This window comes from Terriglobales bacterium (genome assembly GCA_035567895.1).
In the GTDB taxonomy this organism is placed as follows: domain Bacteria; phylum Acidobacteriota; class Terriglobia; order Terriglobales; family Acidobacteriaceae; genus Gp1-AA112.
The window spans coordinates 61,305-80,862 of sequence record DATMPC010000082.1 but is presented as its reverse complement, the minus strand read 5'-3'; the positions used below and the strand labels follow the sequence as shown (position 1 = coordinate 80,862).

Sequence of the window (19,558 nt, the reverse complement as noted above, 5' to 3'; positions counted from 1 at the left end):
TATTAGCCGAACAAAAACGAACGCAGCGCGTCTTCAATCTGGTGATGGTCGCAATCGCGTCCATCTCGCTCTTAGTTGGCGGCATCGGGATCATGAACATCATGCTCGCCAATATTCTCGAACGCACACGCGAGATTGGCGTGCGACGGGCTATCGGCGCCCGCCGCAGCGATGTTGTTCGTCAGTTTCTTGTCGAGGCAGTTTTGATTTCGTTCGTTGGCGGAATGCTTGGGATCGCTTTGGGAATGACGATGTCCAAGACCATCGCTGTGCTTGCAGGCTGGTCAACGGTTACCAGCCTTCCGTCGATCGTCTTATCGTTCGCCTTCTCAGTTTCGGTCGGCTTGATTTTCGGTCTCTATCCGGCAATGAAAGCCGCAAAGCTCGATCCGGTAGAGGCGATTCGGTATGAGTAATCTCGAGAAATCCCAGACTACTGGTTAAGTCACGTCTTTGAGCCTTGTCGAAGTAGATACTCATGAGCAAAGCACACTCTCAAAGACCACTGTCATCCCTCGCGCGGCCGTTTCGCGCTGGGGATCTGCTTTTTCTCGCTTCACATTGCATCCGAAAAACAAACAGATCCCCCGCTCCGCAGGGTAAGGTTTCGTACACCAGGGGATCGGGGCGGAGCGAGGGATGACAGTCTCTAAAGTTACGCGTTACTTAAATTGCATTGCTCGAACCACTTATTCCTAAATGGACATTTATAGATGAAATCACTACTCAAGCGCTGCGCATACTTCGCGATCGTCATCTGTGCCCTTCCGCTCGTCGCCCAAACGTTTCCTAGTCCAGACTACTTCCGCCAGGCCTTTAGCTATCCGCACGTAATGACGCAGCTTCCCGGGCCGCAATCCCTCGATGAATATATCGTCAATGGCAAGCTTCGACTTGGCCTGCAGGATGCGATTCGACTGATGCTGCTCAACAATACGGACGTACGCGTCGGACAGGCGCAGTTGGACCAGACGCCTTTTGGCATTGATCGCGCCTACTCGCCATTCGATCCTTTGTTCACAGCCGGCTTTACGCCGCAGCGCTCCACGCAGCCTACGACTTCTGCTCTCCAGGGTGCCAGGACTCTAAGCCAGCTCCAGCAGCAGACCGTTTTCGCTTACAACCATCTGCTCCAAACCGGCACCAGCTACGCGATTAGCTTCACGACCAGTCGTGCGACCTCAAACAGCAGCTTTTCACTCTTCAATCCTTCGTTTACATCTGGTGCAACTTTCACCGTAGGACAGCGTTTGTTGCGCGGCCGTGGCTACCTGGTGAATCACGGTCCCATCATGATTGCGCAACGCAACGTCAAGCAGTCGCGCGCCAACTTCGAGGCGCAGCTCAACGATTCGATTGTCACGGTGATCAATCAGTACTGGGCCCTTGTCCAAGCGCAGAAGAACCTCGCGGTCGTGCAGGACTCGCTGCATCTGGCCGAGGAATCCTACAAACACGACAAGCGCGCGCTCGAACTCGGCGCGCTCTCTCCCTTGGACATTTATCGCTCAGAATCCACCGTCGCCCAACGGCGTCTGCAGTTGATTCAAGCGGAATATGCGATCAAGCCCCTGGAAGATCAGTTACGCCGCACAATCGGCGCCGACCTCGATACGCGCGCCGCTGCCCTGGACTTCGATCTCACCCAAACAGCCGAAGTCTCGGGCGAAATGGCTAGCCAGGACATTGCCACCGCCGTCGAGATGGCGATGAGCAAGCGTCCTGAGCTTGAGGCGATCAAACAACAGCTCGCCAACGATGACACCGGCGTTTACATCGCGCACAACAACATGCAGCCCGATTTGAACTTGACAGGTAACTACACGTCGAACGGAATCGGTGGGAATCTGATCGACACCTCGGGTTCGACTCCGGTGATAGTCTCGCGCGGCGGCCTGCTCGATGCGCTCGACCAGGTTGGCGGATTCGGATTTCCAACCTACAGTGTCGGTCTCAATCTACGGTTGCCAATCAAAAACCATCAGGCCCAAGCGGATCTTGGTACTGCGCTAGTCGCCAAGCGCGGAGACCTGTACACATTGCGTTCGCGCCAGCAAGCCATCTCACAAGAGGTGCGCAATGCGGTTCATCAGCTTGAGGAGAGCAAACTGTCCTTGACAGCGGCTGCCCAGTCGCTTGACCTGGCCAAGAAAACACTCGCTGCCGACCAGCGGAAATACGAACTCGGGGCTGAAACGATCTTCTTTGTTCTCGATGCGCAGAATACCGTTCAGCAAGCCCAGCAGAGTTACCTGCAGGCACAAATCGGATATCAGCTCGCGCTCGCAGCGCTCGATCATGCGACTGGCGATCTGCTCGAACACAACCGCGTCCTGATCTCAGATTCGATCCGCTAATACCAAGAGGAACGGCTGGTTAGGATAGTGTCTTTCCCAGGCTGGAAGAGAGCCTCAGGGGCTGAGGACCCAATCTCGATTTCGCGTAACGGCGTCGCTCCGCATTCCGTGAAGCCAGGACCTTCGACCGAAACGAGAACAGCATGAAAATTCCCCCTCTGTATGGCAGAGGGGGATGTGCATGAAAAATTCAGCACCGAAAACTGTTACAGGAGTTATTGTCTAGCGATACTACGTCGTTACTGATATTGACGCCGAGACCGGCGCGGGCGACTGCCGTGTTACTGGCGAAGACTCCCCCAAATACCAGGTGGAACTGGTTGCTCTGGTTGAAAGCAGCCATATTTTCCGTCACGACGCATTGATTGCACGCTATGCCATCCACGTGATTTCGCGAGGTGTCGTTCTTTCGAACTACTGCGTCAAAAGCAAAGATTCCAGTGAGATTGCTTTGGGCAGTAATCTCTTCGACTACTCCGCCAAACGTCAGAATCCCATTAGTGAATCCGCGTACGTGGCCATTCTTGATGGTGACGCCGAAGATGTTGGCGCTGTGGCCGCCCACAAATCCCTCGACGGCTTCAACGCCGCTGGTATCGGTTGCCGGTAGTGACGTGCAATTGTCACCTCCGTTGTCACAGCAGTCACCGCTATTGCTTTCCCCTATTGATGAGAGCGGAAACGAGCGGTCAAAGACGACAGGCCTACACAAAAATTCAAAGAGATTTGGGAGCAGAAGGATTTGGAGCCGCTATCAAGAACTCCTCGCGGACTAGCGCCGGGGTTGCTGGGTTCAGCCCGGGGTCTTCACACAGACCTTGCGCTATTTGCGCTGCCTCAAAGCCATGAACTTAAGGCACACCGGCGAATCTACATGAAGCACTTGACCAGTGGGCGTGAGCTTGCCGGTTGCTTTGTCAATATTGAAGACAACGATGTTACCGCTCTCCTGATTCGCCACAAACAGGCGGGACCCGCTAGGATCGATTTCGAAGTTGCGCGGCTTCTTGCCCTCAGTGGAGAAGTACCCGACTGGGCTTAGCGTCCCATTCTTCTGATCGATAGAAAACACTGCGATGCTGTCATGGCCGCGATTCGAGGCGAACAGAAATCTCCCGTTCGGATGGACCCGAATTTCCGCTGGATGATTTGTCCCCGAGAAATTCTCTGGGATGGTCACGAGACTCTGCAACTGCTTCAACGTGCCGCTTTGTGCGGCGTATGAAAAGACAGTGACAGTGGGTTTCAACTCACTCAGCACATACGCGAATCGGCCATTGGGATGGAAATCGAAATGGCGAGGCCCTGAGCCCGGCTCCAGGCTCACGAATGCCGGATCATTCGCGGAAAGGCTCCCGTTGCTCTCGTCCAACCGATACACCAGCACCTTATCCGTGCCGAGGTCTGCTGACATGGCGAAGCGATTGTCTGGTGTAACGCCAATCCAGTGCGCGTGAGGTCCTTCTTGTCTTTCCCGATCTGGGCCCGAGCCAGCGTGTTGGACAAACCCAGAGGAATCCCCCAGGCTTCCATCTTTGCGAATTGGGAACGCGGCAACGCTGCCGCTGCCGTAGTTCGCCACCAGGAGGTGCTTTCCCGATTGATCAAGTGAGAGATAGCAGGGATCGGTGCCTCGCGATGAAAGCTCGTTCAACCGTGACAACTTGCCGCTCGTCCGATCAATCGCAAAAGCGCTGACCGAGCCGCTGGCTTCTCCCTTGTATTTTTCCACCTCGTTGACTGCATAGAGGAATCGTCCGGTTGGATCGGTGGCCAGGAACGATGGGTTGGGAGTCTCTGCAACTAGCCCGAGAGGCGTCATCTTTTTGGAGGAAGACTCAAGACGGTACGCGTAGATTCCCTTGCTGTCTTTTGCGGTATACGTGCCGACGAACAGCAGGTAATCGCCTTTCTGGGTGTCTCGTGTCGCACTCATCGCCAATATGGGAAACGCCAGGACAAGCAATCCTATTATTCTGGTCATTCCTCTTATTAACTTCAGCCCCTCTTTAGTGTCATCCCTCGCTCCGCAATGAGTCTGCATGCGTTACCAAGAATCGGACTGCGGAGCGGGGGATCTGCTGTTTCTTCCTACGTACAAGTAAAACAACAGCAGATCCCCCGCGCCGCGAAAACTAGGCTTCGATTGCCAACAATCCCTCGCTGCGGCGCGAGGGATGACAGTCTCATACGGGGTGCTGATCCTACGAATGTATTCCTCAAAAGAACGTCTGCACAATATCGATCACTCGATATTCCGAATCCAACACCGGCAGGTACCGCCACTTATCGAATGTCGTGCAAGGATGCGAGATGTCGAAAGCAATCATGTCGCCAAGGCGAACGTCATCTCCGGCGGCGAAGTGCAGAAAGGAATGCTGATCCATGATGCGAGTCAACTTCCAGCTTTCGGGAGGGGCGACTGGTTCGGCTGAGCCTGGACGAAAATGGAGAACGGGAACTGGCAGACCGGCATCGAAGGCGACATCGCGTCGCCCGAAATTGATGATGGCTTTTTCCGCTTCTGGAACCGATTGCACGTAGCCCCATATCTGCAGTGCTGGTTCCAGATTCGATCCCATATTTCGGGCCACGGTACTGCTCTTGAGAATCCGCTGCTGAGCCGCTCGGTATGCCCCGACATCGTGCGTCAGGTAACATCCCGGTCGGAGTATGAGTTCCTTCTCCTGTCCGATGTCCGCTTTGGCGAATATGTCTGCGACCACGTCATACCATGCCGAACCTGCCCCGGTGAGGATCACGGGACGACGATCGAAGCGATTCTCGCTTGAAAGCTGACGGGCAATCTCGACTGTTTTTTCGAGCAATCGCCGGATCGCAGCCTCGTCGCTCAAAACACCTTCGTAGACTTCCACGCCACACAGCCGAAGCTGGCTCTTCCATCTGACGAGAGCAGCAGTCGTCGCCTGAACCTGCTCCTGATCGCGAACTCCAGTTCGCCCATCCTCGGCCCCTACTTCGAGCAGAACATTCAACCGCTGGCCATGCGCCTTGAAAAAACTTCCTAGCATTTCAACTTGTGCCGCGGAATCGACGAGACAGAAGTATTCGAACTCATCGTCTTCCAGCAGACGGCTAACGATCTCGAGATTCTGTTTGCCCACAAGCTCATTGGCCATGAGCACGCGGCGCACACCGTGCGAGTAAGCTACAAGTGTCTGGTGAGCTGTGGCCAGCGTGATGCCCCAGGCCCCAGCTTGTATTTGCCGCGCAAACAGCTTCGGAGCCATGGTCGTTTTCCCGTGCGGCGCCAGCTTCGCGCAATAGGCACTCGCCACCGACTGCATCCACTTCAAGTTATGTTGCAGCTTCTCTTCGTACAGGACGGCTGTGGGCAGACTCAGGTCTTCGCGCAGCAAGTTCCATCCAAGTTTGGGAATGTCGGCCGAGGACAACGGCCCACTAATCGCGCTAAGGCCCTTATTCAATGGGTGAATCAGGTTCAACTCTTCTGCTGCCGATGGATATTGCACGCGATCCTTTGTATGATTCATTCGCTTTCACCCCCTACGGTTTGCCAGACTGAGCGTCTGCCATGCTTCATCACGCTGAGTGATGGTAATTAATTCGACTGCTTAAGTCTTCTGGAGATGACTTGCCCGCCTGTGACACGCTGATCCGCAATGTACAAATCTTGGACGGAAGCGGCAATGAACCGCAAGCCGGCGCAGTCGCGATCGCGGATGGACGCATACAGGGCGTTGGCGATCTTAACGGTTATTCCGCCGCAGACACACTGGACGGTACTGGCCACGTGCTGGCCCCCGGCTTTATCGATGTCCACACCCACGACGATCTCTACGTAATTCGCGCGCCCGAGATGCTTCCCAAGCTCTCGCAGGGCGTCACCACCGTAATCGTTGGGAACTGTGGCATCAGCGCTGCGCCGGTGCGATTATCTCGCGGATTCCCTGATCCCATGAATTTGCTCGGGGAGGAAGACGCGTTTCGCTATCCCACGTTCGCTCAGTATGCATCAGCGATTACGGCGGCCAATCCGACGGTAAACGTCGCGGCGCTCGTCGGCCACACAGCGCTGCGGAACAACCACATGGATCGGCTGGACCGAGCGGCCACGGCGAGCGAAATCGCAGCCATGCAGGAGCAACTAAGTGAGGCTCTCGATCACGGTGCGATTGGCTTGAGCACAGGATTGGGATATCAGTCTGCGAACTCCGCTTCTGTTGAGGAAGTGCAGAGTCTGGCCGAGGTTTTGTCGGGTACGAGAGCGCTCTATACAACGCACCTGCGCAGCGAAACTGACCAGGTGCTCCCCGCGATGGACGAAGCTTTCCAGATTGGGCGCACCGCCGGTGTTCCTGTGATCGTTTCTCACCTGAAGTGCGCAGGCATCGACAACTGGGGACGCAGCGGCGAAGTGTTGCAGTCGCTCGAATCAATGCGAAAGCACCAGTCAGTCGGCTGCGACTGCTACCCCTACGCCGCCAGCTCGAGCACGCTCGATCTCAGACAAGTGGACGAGCGTGTGACCATCACCATCACCTGGTCGAAGCCGCATCCCGAGATCACGGGACGAAGTCTCGCTGAGATTGCCAAGAGCTGGGGAGTAACCCAACTTGAAGCGGCGCGGAGGCTTCAACCAGCGGGTGCGATCTACCACTCCATCTCCGAAGACGACATGCGCGCGATCCTGCGGCATCCCGGGACAATGATCGGCTCTGATGGATTGCCAAATGATCCTCTGCCCCACCCGCGTCTTTGGGGGACGTTTCCCCGGGTACTCGGCCCATATAGTCGCGAGCTGGGACTGTTCTCTTTGGGCGAAGCAGTCCGAAAAATGACGAGTCTCCCGGCTAAAACTTTGGGCTTGCGCAATCGGGGTTATATCCGCGATGGCTATTGGGCCGATTTGGTACTCTTCGACGCCGATGGAATCCGCGACACGGCTACCTTCACTGATCCTGTGAGGCCATCGGTTGGAATTGAAGCAGTGTGGGTGAATGGTGTCCTGTCTTATAGAGAGGGCTCGTGCACGGGACAGCGAGGCGGACAATTCTTGTCGCGAGAGAGAAAGTGAAATGCATATGTCATCCTGAGGCCCGGCGTTCGCCGAAGGATCTCCCGAGATGATTGGAACGCGAATGCAGCATCCTGGCTCTTTCACGAGAACCTGGGCCAAAGAGCCAGGACATGGCAACGAAGTTTGAAACGCTCCGGGAGATCCTTCGGCCAACATCAGGACTCAGGATGACAGTTCTAACTGTTTCGGATTTATCTGAACATTCGGGGATCCCGATATGACCATCAAGCGCTATGGCACTGAAGGCGGCAAAGGTCCGGGCGGCCAGCACCTGCCTTTTGCCCGTGCAGTGGAAGCAGACGGTTGGCTTTATATTTCCGGGCAGGTTCCAATCTTGAACGGACAGCTCGTCGAAGGCAACATCACGACGCAAGCTCATCAGGCGATGCGGAATCTTCTCGCCGTCCTCAAAGAAGCAGGATATGGTCCTGAACACCTGGTGCGCTGCGGAGTCTGGCTTGACGATCCTCGCGACTTCCAGGCGTTCAACGACGTCTTTCGCGAGTACTTCGGCGCCAACCCTCCGGCTCGCGCTACTGTCGTTTCCAACATGGTGGTGGATTGCAAAATCGAGATCGAGGGCATCGCGTACAAGAAGCCAACACAATGATGCTGAATGACTACCTGCCTCAACTGACCAATAACCAATGACCGACCATCACGGCACCTTTCTGCTGCTTCTGGCGTTGGGAGCGATTGTCGTACTCATCCTCCTGATCGCTCGTTTCAAACTGAATCCGTTCATCGGGTTGATGACGGTCTCGCTCGTGCTGGCTGCGGCTAGTGGCATGCCGCTTTCGACGATCGTCAAGTCGTTTGAGACCGGCGTTGGTGGCACGCTTGGGCACATCGCGATCGTGGTCGCGCTTGGAACCATGTTGGGAAAGATGATGGCGGAGAGTGGAGGAGCCGAACGCATTGCACTCACGCTGATCAACGTCGCCGGCGAGAAAAACATTCATTGGGCGATGATGGTCGTCGGGCTTCTAGTCGGACTGCCGGTCTTTTTCGAAGTGGGATTTGTGCTGCTCATTCCGATCGCCTTCAACGTTGCCAGGCGGACCGGCACATCGATGGTTTTGGTCGGATTGCCGATGGTTGCTGGACTCTCAGTCGTGCATGGCCTGGTTCCACCGCATCCGGCGACGCTGCTGGCCGTCGCTGCCTATAACGCCGACATCGGACGGACTGTCTTCTATGCGTTGCTGGTTGGAATTCCAACCGCAATAATCGCCGGGCCACTATATGCGAAGTTGATCGCGCCTCGTATTCGCATTGAAGGCGAGAACCCGATTGCTGCGCAGTTTCTGGAGAAAGCTGCGCGGCGCGATCTGCCCAGCTTCAATCTCACCCTGTTCACCATCCTCCTTCCGATCTTCCTCATGCTCATCGGCAGTTGGGCAGACCGGCTTGCCACGCCGCACACTCGCCTTAATGACGGCCTTCGGCTGCTCGGTAGCGCTGACATTGCTCTGCTGATAGCCGCGATGGTGAGTTTCATTACATTAGGCAAGATGCGAGGATTCTCGCGCGAGGCGATTCTGAAGTTCACCGATGAATGTCTCGCGCCCACGGCTACGATCACGCTACTGGTTGGCGCAGGCGGAGGCCTCGGACGCGTTCTGCTAGACAGTGGAACGTCGCAAGCGATTGTCGATCTCGCGCTGCGCGCTCACATATCAATTCTGGTCTCGGCTTGGCTGGTTGCCGCCCTCGTACGGCTTGCCACCGGATCCGCAACCGTCGCGATGGCGATGGCTTCCAGCATCATTGCGCCGATCGCCCTTCACACGGGAGTCCGGCCCGAACTGCTGACCATCGCCACAGGCGCCGGTTCACTGGTCTTCTCGCACGTGAATGACGGCGGCTTCTGGCTGGTGAAGGAGTACTTCAATATGAGTGTCGCCGACACCATGAAGAGCTGGTCGATCTGCGAGACGATCATCTCGGTTGTAGCTTTGCTATTGGTGATGGGGCTCGCGGTAATCATCTGACGGTTTGCCGGGCGATAAGCGTGCCTCGCTCAAATCGAGTTCGTGCTCGAGTTCGCGGAGCACTTCGTCGCTGATGCGGCGTTGATTGCGCAGTCGGACCGCCGTCCGCCGCTCCACGCGAAGCATATCGCGTGAGATATCCATCGAGCGCGCATGGTGGAGTAATGCGGAGTCATTCTCGAGACCCCCTTCCTTGCTCAGAATTGCCAAACGATGCCGATAATGATGCGCAAGGTCGTTGTAGACTTCGGCAAATTCAGAACCATCCTTGGCCCTGGCTTCTTCCAAGTGCACAAGGGCGGCTTCCAGAATCAGTCGCCGCGCCTCTTTCTCTTCGGAATCCGCTCGGGTATCGTCTGCTAGTCCGAGCGCCCGGATCAACACCGGCAACGTGAGTCCCTGTAACACCAGCGTCACCAGGATGACGTAGAAGGCCAGAAAGACAATCAGGTTTCGCTGCGTAAATGGATGGTTCTCTCCCAGCATCTGTGGAAGTGCAATCGCCGCTGCCAGAGAGATCACGCCACGCATACCTGTCCAGCCAACAATCACGAATTGTGGCGGCGATGGTATTCGCACGTTCTGATGAAGAATATGCATCCGTATCAGATACCCCAGCGAACCGCCGGGAAAGACCCAAACCAATCGCAACAAGATGAGGAGCGCCGTGAAGAGAGCGCCGTACAGGAGAAGTTCGCGATGCGTGTGGTCTTTGATGGCGTTGAGAACATAGGGAAGCTGCAGTCCTACGAGGACAAAGACAAATCCGTTCAAGATGAATGTCAGCGATTCCCAAACCGCCCACACCTGCAGTCGCACGCTCGGCGAAAAGAAGTGCGAACTCATGTGGCTGAGGTAGAGGCCGCATGCCACCACCGCCAACACGCCAGAAGCGCGAACTGAATCGGCGCTCAGATAGGCCACATAAGGTGTGAGGATGCTGAGAGCAATCTCGATAGGAGCATCGTCGATGCGATGCTCGATCCAATCGACTACCAAGCCGATCACTAATCCGATGGCGATACCGGCAACGGTCAGGTAAGTAAGCCGCAGAAAGCCCGACGTTACCGTCGAAGTTCGGTTCCCGACCAGCAACGCGATGCCAAACTCAAGCGCGAGGAGTGCGGTCGCGTCATTTACCAGGCTCTCGCCTTCGAGAATATCGACTACTCGTTTCGGCAATCCGATGCGCTTGGCGATCGAAGCTGCAGCGATCGCGTCGGTGGGAGCCACCACGGCTCCAAGCACCAGGCCCATCCGCCAGTCGAATCCAGGTAGGAACCATGGCGCCGCGTAGGCCACGCCCAGCACGGTGAAGCCAACTAATCCAAAGGCGAGGAGAAAGATGCTGACAAAGTTGAAGGAGAACTCCCGCCAGGACGTAAGCCACGCTGCCGAAAAAAGAAGCGGGGGCAGGACAACTAGAAAGATGACGTCCGGATTGAGCATTATCCTGGGAATTCCAGGAATAAAGCTCACCAGCAGGCCCCCGACGACAAGCACGATTGGATATGGAGTCTTCAGTCGTCGCGCCAGTTCGCCAAAGGCCACGACAAAGAGCAGCAGTAGCAAGAGTACGATCTCCATCGCATGAATGTTGCCGCCCTGCATGGGAATCTCCGCATCCAAAATACCGCAATTTTCCAGGTTCAACGTGGTTCCACAGAGTGTGACTTCCGCCGCTCAGGAACTGGGCGCGTTTGGAATGGCCCTGGACACACCTGGGCTTCGACTGGCGTAGGCTGCTCGGCGCCTGATCCTGGCTGGCACCACCTCACCTGGGAGTTCCAACGCAGCGGACGCCAAGCTCATTTCATCGCGTTCCCGAGGCAGGACGCGTCGAGCTAGCTAGTCACCGACCCTTAATCTTAGAAACAAACTTCTTACACTCCGGTGACAAAATCCTGACATTTCCCGGCCCCTAGACTGCTACGCTTGCGGCCCTCAAATTGAGGAGCCATCCGGCAATTCCTCAACTTCAACCGGGCAGATTGAGAGGAGTGTCGATGAAATTAAGAGTTTTCGCAGTTGTGGTGGCAAGTGCACTGTTTACAACGAGTGCCCTTGCGCAAGAGTTCAGCGCCAGACTAAGAGGTCTGAGTGAAACGCCAATCGTGATCAGCGGAGCCACTGGGCACGCGAAGGTAACGATTAGCCATGATGAAAAATCAATCGAATATGAATTGACCTACAGCGGGCTTGAGGGCAGCGTTGGCACAGGCAAAAGCGTCCTGTTCGCTCACATTCACGTAGGAAGACCGACCGTGACAGGCGGCGTGGCCGTGTTCTTTTGCGGTGGCGGGAACACCGCAGCGACTAAAGTTGCGTGCCCAGCATCAGCAGGGCCGGGAACGGTGACGGGAACCTGGACAGCGGCTGACATGACGGGCCCCGCATCGCAGGGTGTCGATCCCACGAATCCTAACGGAGAAGATTCTTTCGCGAGGCTCGTGAAAGCTATCAAGTCAGGACTCACTTATGCGAACGTGCACACCAGTCGCAGCGGTGGCGGCGAAATCCGTGGCCAGCTTAAGCGCGACCATGATCGTGATCATGACCGCGACGATGACGACGACTAACTCTTACCCTCCGGAACCTGAGCGGGCATCCTGCCGTGGGTGCCCGCATTTTTCCTAAGGGTGTGCCCTCCCAATACGGGACGGACTTGGTGAGCTGTCATTGATATCGCTTATTTTGGGCGATTCGCTCTATTTGTAGAGAAGGCCATGCCAAGGTTGTGGAATGCGGTTCTGATCCTCTTCGCGATCCTTGGAATTCCGGCCTCGATCTTCCCGGCGACTTCCGATGAGCCGGGCAAGCCAGAGGCCATCCAGATCGAACACGCCACGGCGACTTTCCAAGTTGGGACGAATATGCCGGGCCTGTTCGTAAAAGGTAAGTCCGAGGCCCTGCAAGCCCGCGTCCAGATACGCCGCAGTCCCGACGGCGTGACACTGGAGCACATCGAGGCCCAGCTTCCCGTGAAGACGCTGGCCACGGGTATCGCGCTTCGCGATCAGCACATGCGCGAACACGTCTTCACCACTCCTGACGGTCAGGTTCCCGATATGACATTTGAAGGTGAAGGCATTTCTTGTCCTGGAATTTTGCCCGGTCACGAAGGAAGCTGCAGGGTTTCAGGTACGTTGAGCATCCGCGGTACCGCACGAAACTTCTCCGTCCTGCTGAAGATCCGCGAGGCCGGCAGCGCGCCGGCCTTCCGCGCAGTGGGCGATGGTGTTGTGAAACTCAGCGATTATGGTATCGAGCAACCCAGTCAATTCGGCGTAAAGACCGAAAACGAGATCCAGTTCCGAATTGAATTCCCCGAAACCACGGCGACAGCCCTCACGACCCAAGCTGGGCGACAGTAATGAGAAAGTACGTCTGCTGGGCTCTGGTTTCCGGAACCTGGGTCTTCTGGATTTTTAATCGTCCCGCCAAGGCTCTTCCCACGATGGTCCGGCTGGGATACACCAACTGTGCCGTCTGCCATATTTTTCCACAAGGCGGCGGCCTTCTCAACGCGTACGGACGAAGCATCGATCAGGCGCAGAGTCTTCAGGGAGGCGACTATCACCCTTCCGACAATCGCTTTGTCAAATGGCTGAGCTGGGGAGATCGCATCACTCAGGATGTGCGCAATGTCAGTCAAGGCCAGGTCAGCACAGCCACGGACGAGCCAACAATCGGGACGGTTCGCGCAAGATTCCTGTATCGGAATGCGACCGAATTGGGAAAAGGATGGCGGCTCTCCGCCGTCGTGAACGGTGAAAATCGAAGCGTGAAGCGTCCGAACGTCAGTTATGAGCCAGCGATCCAGCCTAACGAGGTCTATTTGACGAGTGCGCTCATCTCCTATCGCCCTAAGAGCACACTCGAATTCTCCGCCGGTCGCGACGCGCTGCCAAACGGAGTTAATAATCCCGATCTGACTACCTACATTCGGGCGCGTAACCGTTACGGATACTACGATTCTCCGGTCCAGCTCAAAATGTTCTGGTGGGGCAAGCACTACCAGATCAATCCCTACGGATTTGGGCCAAGCGGTACCGAACCAACCGGAGCAAAGGAATCGGGCGGAGGCTCACTCGCCGAGTTCTACTTGCTCGGCAAGCACACGACGACCGTACTGGGCGTAAACACCCTGCATGGCTCAACGAGCACGACGAATCGCACGCTTGTCGGACCATACCTGCGGCTGGGAATGGGGAAATGGGGAATTCTGGCTGAGCACGATTTTACGAATCGCAGTCTCACCGCCTCATCCACAAGCTTCCTCCAGCAAGCCAGCTACGGCCAGCTCTTCTGGTATCCCCGCGAATGGCTCCTGATCTCCACGATCGGGGAGCAGGTGCAGGTACAAAGACCATTCCAGGAACGCTTGATCGCCGGTCGCTTCGAAGTGACTTCCCGGTTTTCGAACCACATAACACTAGCCGTTACTTCGCGCTTCCAGGAAAACATGATCACTGGACAGTTCGCGCCGTCAGTAGCTCTTCAGCTTGCGCTCAAGACAGTGGAATGACTTTGAACCTCCAGCAGGGCTGTCCAATTAGCATCAAGACCGGGAAAGGCGAACACGAAGGTCACGAAGGCTAAACCGAAGGTCACAAAGAATCTTCGTGACCTTGATGTTTCCTTCGTGACCTTCGTGTTCGCCTCTCTCGGGCAAGCCAACTAGTTCGAAAACAGCTTCCGATCCTTTTCCCTTTGCGTGTTCGGTTTGTAGTATTCCTCAAACCATGCAGGCCCGCTAACCAAACGGTTAATGGAATTAACCGTTTGGTTCACAACTCCGGAGGAACCACGGATTTTCCCTTAACCGATCCGGACATTCCCAAACCAGCTCAAACTAACGGAATCACTGCTTTGCCGCGAATTCCACAATGGTCTTCATCGCTGCTTCGACTCTGGCTTCTAACTTGCATAAGGCACATTCAAGAAGTGAGTAGCAGAGGAATTGGAGCCCGATTCTTCCCGAAAAGGGATGCGTTGAATGCGTGAATCGGGCTCCTTTTTTTTCTGAGCACCTGCCTTGCCCCCGGATCGGTGGCTTCTGGAGCAGCCCACTTGACTCCCTGACTGGCAAAGCATACCCTGCGACACCTTGAGTCGCGTCTCACGAATCACACTCATAGTACTGGTAATACTCACCGCCTTATTTCTGATGGCAAGGCTTCGCTATTCAGGAACGGCGCCGGTCAAGCTGCAGGCTGAAAGCTGCAATCCCGATCTGTGGAAGCATGTGTATGAAAAGGACAGGCTGAATGTGCTTGAGCCGTGTACAGCCGTCGAGGGTCGCGTCGTCTCCGTGCACCGCGCCTCGGATGGTGATTTGCATATCGGGCTCGATCCCGAGAACAAGTCAGTCTTGAATCTCGTCAACGTGATGCATGCCCAGCGCAAACTCGTGGTGGAACTAATCTGCGATCATATTCCCGCCGAAGCGAATGCCCAGGCGGCTTGCCGGGATTTTCATCCGCAGATCACAATCCCCAATGTCGGCGATCGAGTCCGCGTCACCGGAGCCTACGTCACCGACCGCGACAACGGCTGGAACGAGGTGCATCCTGTAACGCGGATCGAGATCCTGCGCTAGGGCGTGCCGAGCAGCCTAACCCGATACTTTTTTCAACGACGCAGTTTGGGTGCGAGTGTGCTCCACTTTGCTCACATGCTTCTTGGCCGCTCTGTTGCTAGCCACTTTGCTGTTTTGAGCTTTTGGCGCCGCCTTCGCGGCCTGCATGCTCTGGACCGGAGCAGCGTCAAAGTGATCGGGACTTACCTCTTGCTGGGCGATCAGAGGTCTTACCAGCGATAACGAGAGTACGGAAGCAGCGATGATTCCCCGAATGGCCTTTCGTGCGTATTTCATTTTGGCACCTCCTCAAGTCTGTCCAGGAGAATGCAGTTGTGGTGCCACGAGCGCTTTCGGAGGGCAGACCTAGGCCGCGCCGAAGAAGGTGCTGAAGAAAAAGAACTTACGCCGCACCTGTGGTTGCAGGCTGTCGAAAAGAGCGGTGAATCACCTTCGAGACCCAACCCAGCGGTTAATGAATACGCCTTTCGGTTTATTTTCTGAACATCAGACCAAATCCAGCAGTTCCCTCCTTCCCTTTTTCCTCACGACTTCATCAATTAACGCTTATTGTTGTTCGACTGCCTCCAAGACTGCAGCACCCGCGTTCCCTTATAAGGAACTAAGGAAGCTAAGCAAATCCGATTTGTCTTTGATCGACAGACGCTTGAACCTTTTTGTTACATCTCGAGCTTCGCCCCGGTGACGCAAAATCGCGTCATTCATAGTGAGAGATTCACCGTCGTGCATCAGCCGGGCATGGGTGCGTACACCCCAGAGTGGAGGCGTGCGGAGCTTGTTTGCGGCATCCTGGATGGCTTTGAAGGAAAAGTTTTCGCAGTTCACCATGCGGTCAACGGAGCTTGGTGAGTAGCTGGGACTGGCAATGGCTTCGGCAACTCTGCGGGACATCCTATAGTGCTCTACGACTGCAATCGCGATTCCATCGCCGGTCCCAACGTCGTGAAGCAGGAAGTCTGAGTACGGATGAAACTGCTTGTCGCCCAGCGCGTCGGGAACCGTGAGTTTACCTCCATTGATGGTGGTGCCCGCCTTAGCCGTCACGAGCGTTGACACGTGACATATGCCGCAGCCAATCTTTTCGAAGAGCACCGAGCCATTCCGAGCTGCAGCCGTGGCTGCCAGCTTTTCGTCTCGAGGCGGCGCCTTCGACGCTCGCATGAATCGCGCGAAGCGATCGATGTCCGCAAGGCCATCTTTTGGATCGGCTTGGCTATTCGGTTCCGTGACCGTTTTGGGATTGCAGAGTGACGTCACCTCATCGGGAAACAGCGTACTTGTAATCCCCATTTCATTGAGGTAGGCGTCGCCGGCAAACGACAAGAGACTCGCGTGCTGGTCTTTCCATCCAAAGCGCCCAATGCCGGTTTTTCCCGGAGCTTCCACGATGGGCACCGGCAGGGCCTGTCCGCAAATCTTTCTATTCGTGGTGCTGCACTGTTTCCTGCCGAGATCGATTAACGTTTGATCGGCTACGGCCTCGATGAAGCCGTCACCCAGGACGTTGAGTGAAAGCCTGTTCGTGCGAATCCTCTCCGCATCAGGCATGTGCTCCTGGAGCTGAACATCCGGATTAGCGGCATTCGGGCAAATCGCTCGATCATTGATTAAGGTTCGCCCAACAATTACCTCTTGACCATCGTTGATGGGGACACTCGCACTTACAAATTGACCGTTTGGACCACGGTGTCCTGCGCGCCGTTCCACCACCTGGCTGGCGCCGCCTGAGGTTGGATTCTGATGGCACTCTCGACACGACTGCGCGTTGTACAACGGGCCAAGACCATCCTTGTCGATATCTTCGACCTCATCGAAGAACGTCCTATCGGCGTCATGAACAGCCTGCGTCACGAAAGCGGAATCGATGGTCTGGTCGTCGAATCCAGCCGGCGCTTCGGACGGGGCGGACGCGCTGGATTCGGCGTTAGATTGTGTATTGGATTGAAGAATGGAACGATCTGCGACGATCACGGAGCCGAAAAACGTAACGAACAGAATCAAGGCCTTCATAGTCTCTCTGTTCTCGGCCAGACTGGCAGAATTGCCAGTTTGTTACGCAGTTTACAACCTTCGTTCGTTTTGGGAAAGCCCGGCTTGGCGACTTTTCTGCCTAAACGGAACAGCCATGACGATGAAGAGAACCAAGGCCAGCAAGTCCGCGCTCAAAATGTAGAGTGGCCAGGCTCCCATCGCATCAAGCAGCGATGCGGAGGCGGGCTTGTTACGCAGATAGAGGTAATTAGTGCCGAAAAGGAAATCGAAGAGAGCCACAGCAGCGCCATAGAGGTTCAGCGCGAGAAACGCGAACCGCCAGGAGCGTAGATGCGGGCGAAGCTGGCTACTCCAAAGCAGATACAAGATCGCCATGACCGTCCCGCCGTGCCGCACGAAGAAGTTAATGGAGGATGCGCTCACTAATGGCGCCAGCAGATCAGGTGTCAGCATGGCCATGCCTGCTCCCGCCAATCCCCAGTAGTAAGCCAGTTCAAAGGTCCGCTGGCGCAGCCGCGCCAATGCAAAGACAGTCAGCCAAAGCGAAATATCACACAGCTCGAATGGCAGGCCTTGCGGTGGCCGCAGATGCAGGACGCTGAATCGATACCAGCACCACCACAGCCCATTGAGCACGAGGACCGCGGCGAGTGTGAAACGGATCCACGTCGCAGCCGTGGGCCTGCGATGATTGATCCAAGCCAACCCAACCGCACAAACGGGCACACTAATGAGGATTGACAGATGGGCCGGACCGAAAAGATGCAGGTTTGTCTGCATAGGCATGTTCGAGGCGCAATGAGTTTAAAGCGCTGTCCAGTAATGCGCTGTAGGGCTCATATATCGCCAAGGCGGCCGGCAACGGATGATGCGGCGAGTGATCTTGTTGGCGTATGCTGCATCTCTGCGTTGCATCCAACGATGAGGAAACGTATGGGTACCTTCAGAAATCTTCAAGTGCAAATTCTGGCTGCGCTCATTCTCTCGTTCGCAGGCTACGCATGTGCGCAAACAGGACTCCGCATTAGAACGGTGTCGCACACAAGCGGCCTTCCTCGTTTCGTGGATGCCTCCGATCAAACAAACACGGGCTATGTGCAAGGTCCTAACAGCCGCTTCGAGTTGCCGGGATTTCACTCGTTTGGGACTGAGCCAGAGGAACGAACCGTGATCATCCAGCGCTGTTCAGACCATGTGATGTACAGGCTCGATCTCAAAAGCCGCGAGTACAGCGAACTTCCGCTGCCGGCAGAATTGCCAAAGGAGACGAAGGAGATAAAGAACCGGACGGAAGGCCCGCCGAATCTAGCGATTGAGACCACCGTCCGAGATACCGGCGAGACAAAATCTGCTTTCGGTCACACGGCGCGGCACTACATTACGACAACAAAGCAGACAGCATCTCCCGAATTGGGAATTGAGCCCAACGAGACCGTCGAAGACGCGTGGTATCTCGACATACCCGATCCCAGGACCTGCGGCCCACGACCGCATGGGAGGACGGGACTTGTGGGAGTAGGCGGCGGCGTTGGCATCGGGAGAGGTGGGCCTGGAGCATTGGAGAAGATTCGTCCAGAATTTAAGCACTCAGGACCAGATCCCCAAGGTCTGATGCTCTCCTCCAAGAGAACCAACAAAGCAATCCAGATTTTGCAAACCGGAGAAAGGCAGGAACAGGAATTCACTACATCGACCGAGATCGTCGAAATGTCCGAGGAGCGAGTTGATCCTGCGCTATTCGAGGTTCCACCGGGATTCAAAAAGGTCAGCCAGGTGAGCCATTAGGCAAACTTCTGTTGGGAGAAGACCACAATGACAGAGTACTGCCTTCGGAAATGACCATGGATCCCAAATACGTGGCCCAATCTATTGAGGCCTTTGAGCAGAGGCACAGGATCAGTCTTCCTCAGGAGTACCGCAAATTTATTTGCCAGATCGGGAACGGCGGCGCCGGACCATACTATGGTCTATTTCCATTCGGGCAGCACGACGACGGATTTGCTTTAGGCTCATGGGAGAAGGGTCATCTCCTGGGTGACGTATCGCGACCGTTCGCATATCAGGACTCCTGGAATCTGCCTGAGTCATTTTGGAACGAGGAGCCACACTCGACTGAAGACACTCCATCTGAAGAAGAGGACGAGCTGTGGGAAGCCTGGGATCGGAGGTTGGAGGCCCATTACTGGAACGGCTCCATTATGGACGGAGCTATACCCATTTGCCACCTCGGCTGTGCTCTGCGGCACTGGCTTGTCGTCAACGGGCCATGCCGTGGCGAAATCTGGGAGGACCGCAGAACCGAGAACAACGGTCTTTCACCGGTATTGAGTAAAGACGGAAAGCGACTCACGTTCGAAATGTGGTACATGTTTTGGCTTGAGGAAACACTCGAAGAGTATGCCTCTCGGTGAACTGAATCATCTACTCGCTATGTTCCGCTTTGGAACCCTTTTGGGATTCCTGTGTCTAATTCATAGCAGGGTACGCCATGATGCGACTTAACTTTGCTCAGCATTTTATTGCTGGCAGGCGCGTTTCGTGTACACGCGCA

At 55.7% G+C, this 19,558-nt stretch carries 18 protein-coding genes; 11 read left to right on the top strand and 7 right to left on the bottom strand.

The genetic code is table 11. The features are described 5' to 3' along the window. Positions 1 to 416 (top strand): FtsX-like permease family protein (locus VNX88_16465; GenBank protein HWY70264.1); only part of this gene is annotated, 416 nt, incomplete at its 5' end. A 297-nt stretch (positions 417 to 713) separates the two neighbouring features. Then, positions 714 to 2,357 carry a TolC family protein gene (locus tag VNX88_16460; protein ID HWY70263.1) on the top strand — a complete coding sequence of 548 codons (1,644 nt, stop codon included), beginning with the start codon at positions 714 to 716 and terminating at the stop codon, positions 2,355 to 2,357. 190 nt (positions 2,358 to 2,547) lie between these two features. Here the strand turns inward: VNX88_16460 and VNX88_16455 are convergent, their stop codons facing one another. The 3 genes from VNX88_16455 to VNX88_16445 form a co-directional block, all read right to left on the bottom strand. After that, on the bottom strand, positions 2,548 to 2,922 hold the full coding sequence (locus VNX88_16455) for a hypothetical protein (GenBank protein ID HWY70262.1): 375 nt from the start codon (positions 2,920 to 2,922) through the stop codon (positions 2,548 to 2,550). 258 nt (positions 2,923 to 3,180) lie between these two features. Next, positions 3,181 to 4,341: a lactonase family protein gene (locus VNX88_16450; GenBank protein HWY70261.1), complete on the bottom strand. Its 1,161-nt coding sequence runs from the start codon at positions 4,339 to 4,341 to the stop codon at positions 3,181 to 3,183. 235 nt (positions 4,342 to 4,576) lie between these two features. Next, entirely contained in the window at positions 4,577 to 5,872 is a 1,296-nt protein-coding gene (locus VNX88_16445) for an amino acid deaminase (GenBank protein HWY70260.1), read from the bottom strand. Positions 5,873 to 5,973: 101 nt separating this feature from the next. Between VNX88_16445 and VNX88_16440 the strand changes: the two genes are divergently transcribed. The 3 genes from VNX88_16440 to VNX88_16430 all read left to right on the top strand — a co-directional run bounded on the left by VNX88_16440 (position 5,974) and on the right by VNX88_16430 (position 9,413). Then, the gene (locus VNX88_16440; GenBank protein HWY70259.1) at positions 5,974 to 7,416 is read left to right on the top strand and encodes a D-aminoacylase; all 1,443 of its coding nucleotides are present in this window, start codon (positions 5,974 to 5,976) and stop codon (positions 7,414 to 7,416) included. A gap of 220 nt (positions 7,417 to 7,636) precedes the next feature. Beyond that, positions 7,637 to 8,029, top strand: coding sequence for a RidA family protein (locus tag VNX88_16435; GenBank protein HWY70258.1), 393 nt, complete (start codon positions 7,637 to 7,639; stop codon positions 8,027 to 8,029). A gap of 37 nt (positions 8,030 to 8,066) precedes the next feature. Further along, complete coding sequence (locus VNX88_16430; protein HWY70257.1) at positions 8,067 to 9,413, top strand: gluconate:H+ symporter; 1,347 nt, start codon at positions 8,067 to 8,069, stop codon at positions 9,411 to 9,413. On the opposite strand, the gene VNX88_16425 is transcribed toward VNX88_16430, so the two are convergent. Further along, a complete protein-coding gene (locus VNX88_16425; protein HWY70256.1) occupies positions 9,381 to 11,024 on the bottom strand; it encodes a Na+/H+ antiporter in 1,644 nt (547 codons plus the stop codon). The two genes, VNX88_16430 and VNX88_16425, sit on opposite strands and share 33 nt — an antisense overlap. A gap of 395 nt (positions 11,025 to 11,419) precedes the next feature. Between VNX88_16425 and VNX88_16420 the strand changes: the two genes are divergently transcribed. The 4 genes from VNX88_16420 (at position 11,420) to VNX88_16405 (ending at position 15,015) form a co-directional block, all read left to right on the top strand. Next, positions 11,420 to 11,992 (top strand): CHRD domain-containing protein, encoded by a 573-nt coding sequence (locus tag VNX88_16420; GenBank protein HWY70255.1) that lies wholly within the window; start codon positions 11,420 to 11,422, stop codon positions 11,990 to 11,992. Positions 11,993 to 12,139: 147 nt separating this feature from the next. Then, entirely contained in the window at positions 12,140 to 12,787 is a 648-nt protein-coding gene (locus VNX88_16415) for a YceI family protein (GenBank protein HWY70254.1), read from the top strand. Next, positions 12,787 to 13,941, top strand: a complete 1,155-nt coding sequence (locus VNX88_16410) for a hypothetical protein (protein ID HWY70253.1) — start codon at positions 12,787 to 12,789, stop codon at positions 13,939 to 13,941. The genes VNX88_16415 and VNX88_16410 overlap by 1 nt, the downstream gene beginning before the upstream one ends. A 642-nt stretch (positions 13,942 to 14,583) precedes the next feature. After that, complete coding sequence (locus tag VNX88_16405) at positions 14,584 to 15,015, top strand: hypothetical protein (protein HWY70252.1); 432 nt, start codon at positions 14,584 to 14,586, stop codon at positions 15,013 to 15,015. Positions 15,016 to 15,030: 15 nt separating this feature from the next. Here VNX88_16405 and VNX88_16400 read toward each other — a convergent pair whose 3' ends face one another. The 3 genes from VNX88_16400 to VNX88_16390 form a co-directional block, all read right to left on the bottom strand. Next, on the bottom strand, positions 15,031 to 15,291 hold the full coding sequence (locus VNX88_16400) for a hypothetical protein (protein HWY70251.1): 261 nt from the start codon (positions 15,289 to 15,291) through the stop codon (positions 15,031 to 15,033). A gap of 315 nt (positions 15,292 to 15,606) precedes the next feature. After that, positions 15,607 to 17,025, bottom strand: a complete 1,419-nt coding sequence (locus VNX88_16395; GenBank protein ID HWY70250.1) for a di-heme oxidoredictase family protein — start codon at positions 17,023 to 17,025, stop codon at positions 15,607 to 15,609. A gap of 51 nt (positions 17,026 to 17,076) precedes the next feature. Then, positions 17,077 to 17,787 carry a TIGR02206 family membrane protein gene (locus tag VNX88_16390; GenBank protein HWY70249.1) on the bottom strand — a complete coding sequence of 237 codons (711 nt, stop codon included), beginning with the start codon at positions 17,785 to 17,787 and terminating at the stop codon, positions 17,077 to 17,079. Between the two features lie 153 nt (positions 17,788 to 17,940). Here VNX88_16390 and VNX88_16385 point away from each other — a divergent pair, with 153 nt between their 5' ends. Both VNX88_16385 and VNX88_16380 read left to right on the top strand, forming a co-directional pair. After that, positions 17,941 to 18,792 (top strand): hypothetical protein, encoded by an 852-nt coding sequence (locus VNX88_16385; protein ID HWY70248.1) that lies wholly within the window; start codon positions 17,941 to 17,943, stop codon positions 18,790 to 18,792. A gap of 56 nt (positions 18,793 to 18,848) precedes the next feature. Then, entirely contained in the window at positions 18,849 to 19,418 is a 570-nt protein-coding gene (locus VNX88_16380) for a hypothetical protein (GenBank protein HWY70247.1), read from the top strand. Positions 19,419 to 19,558: the final 140 nt, after the last annotated feature.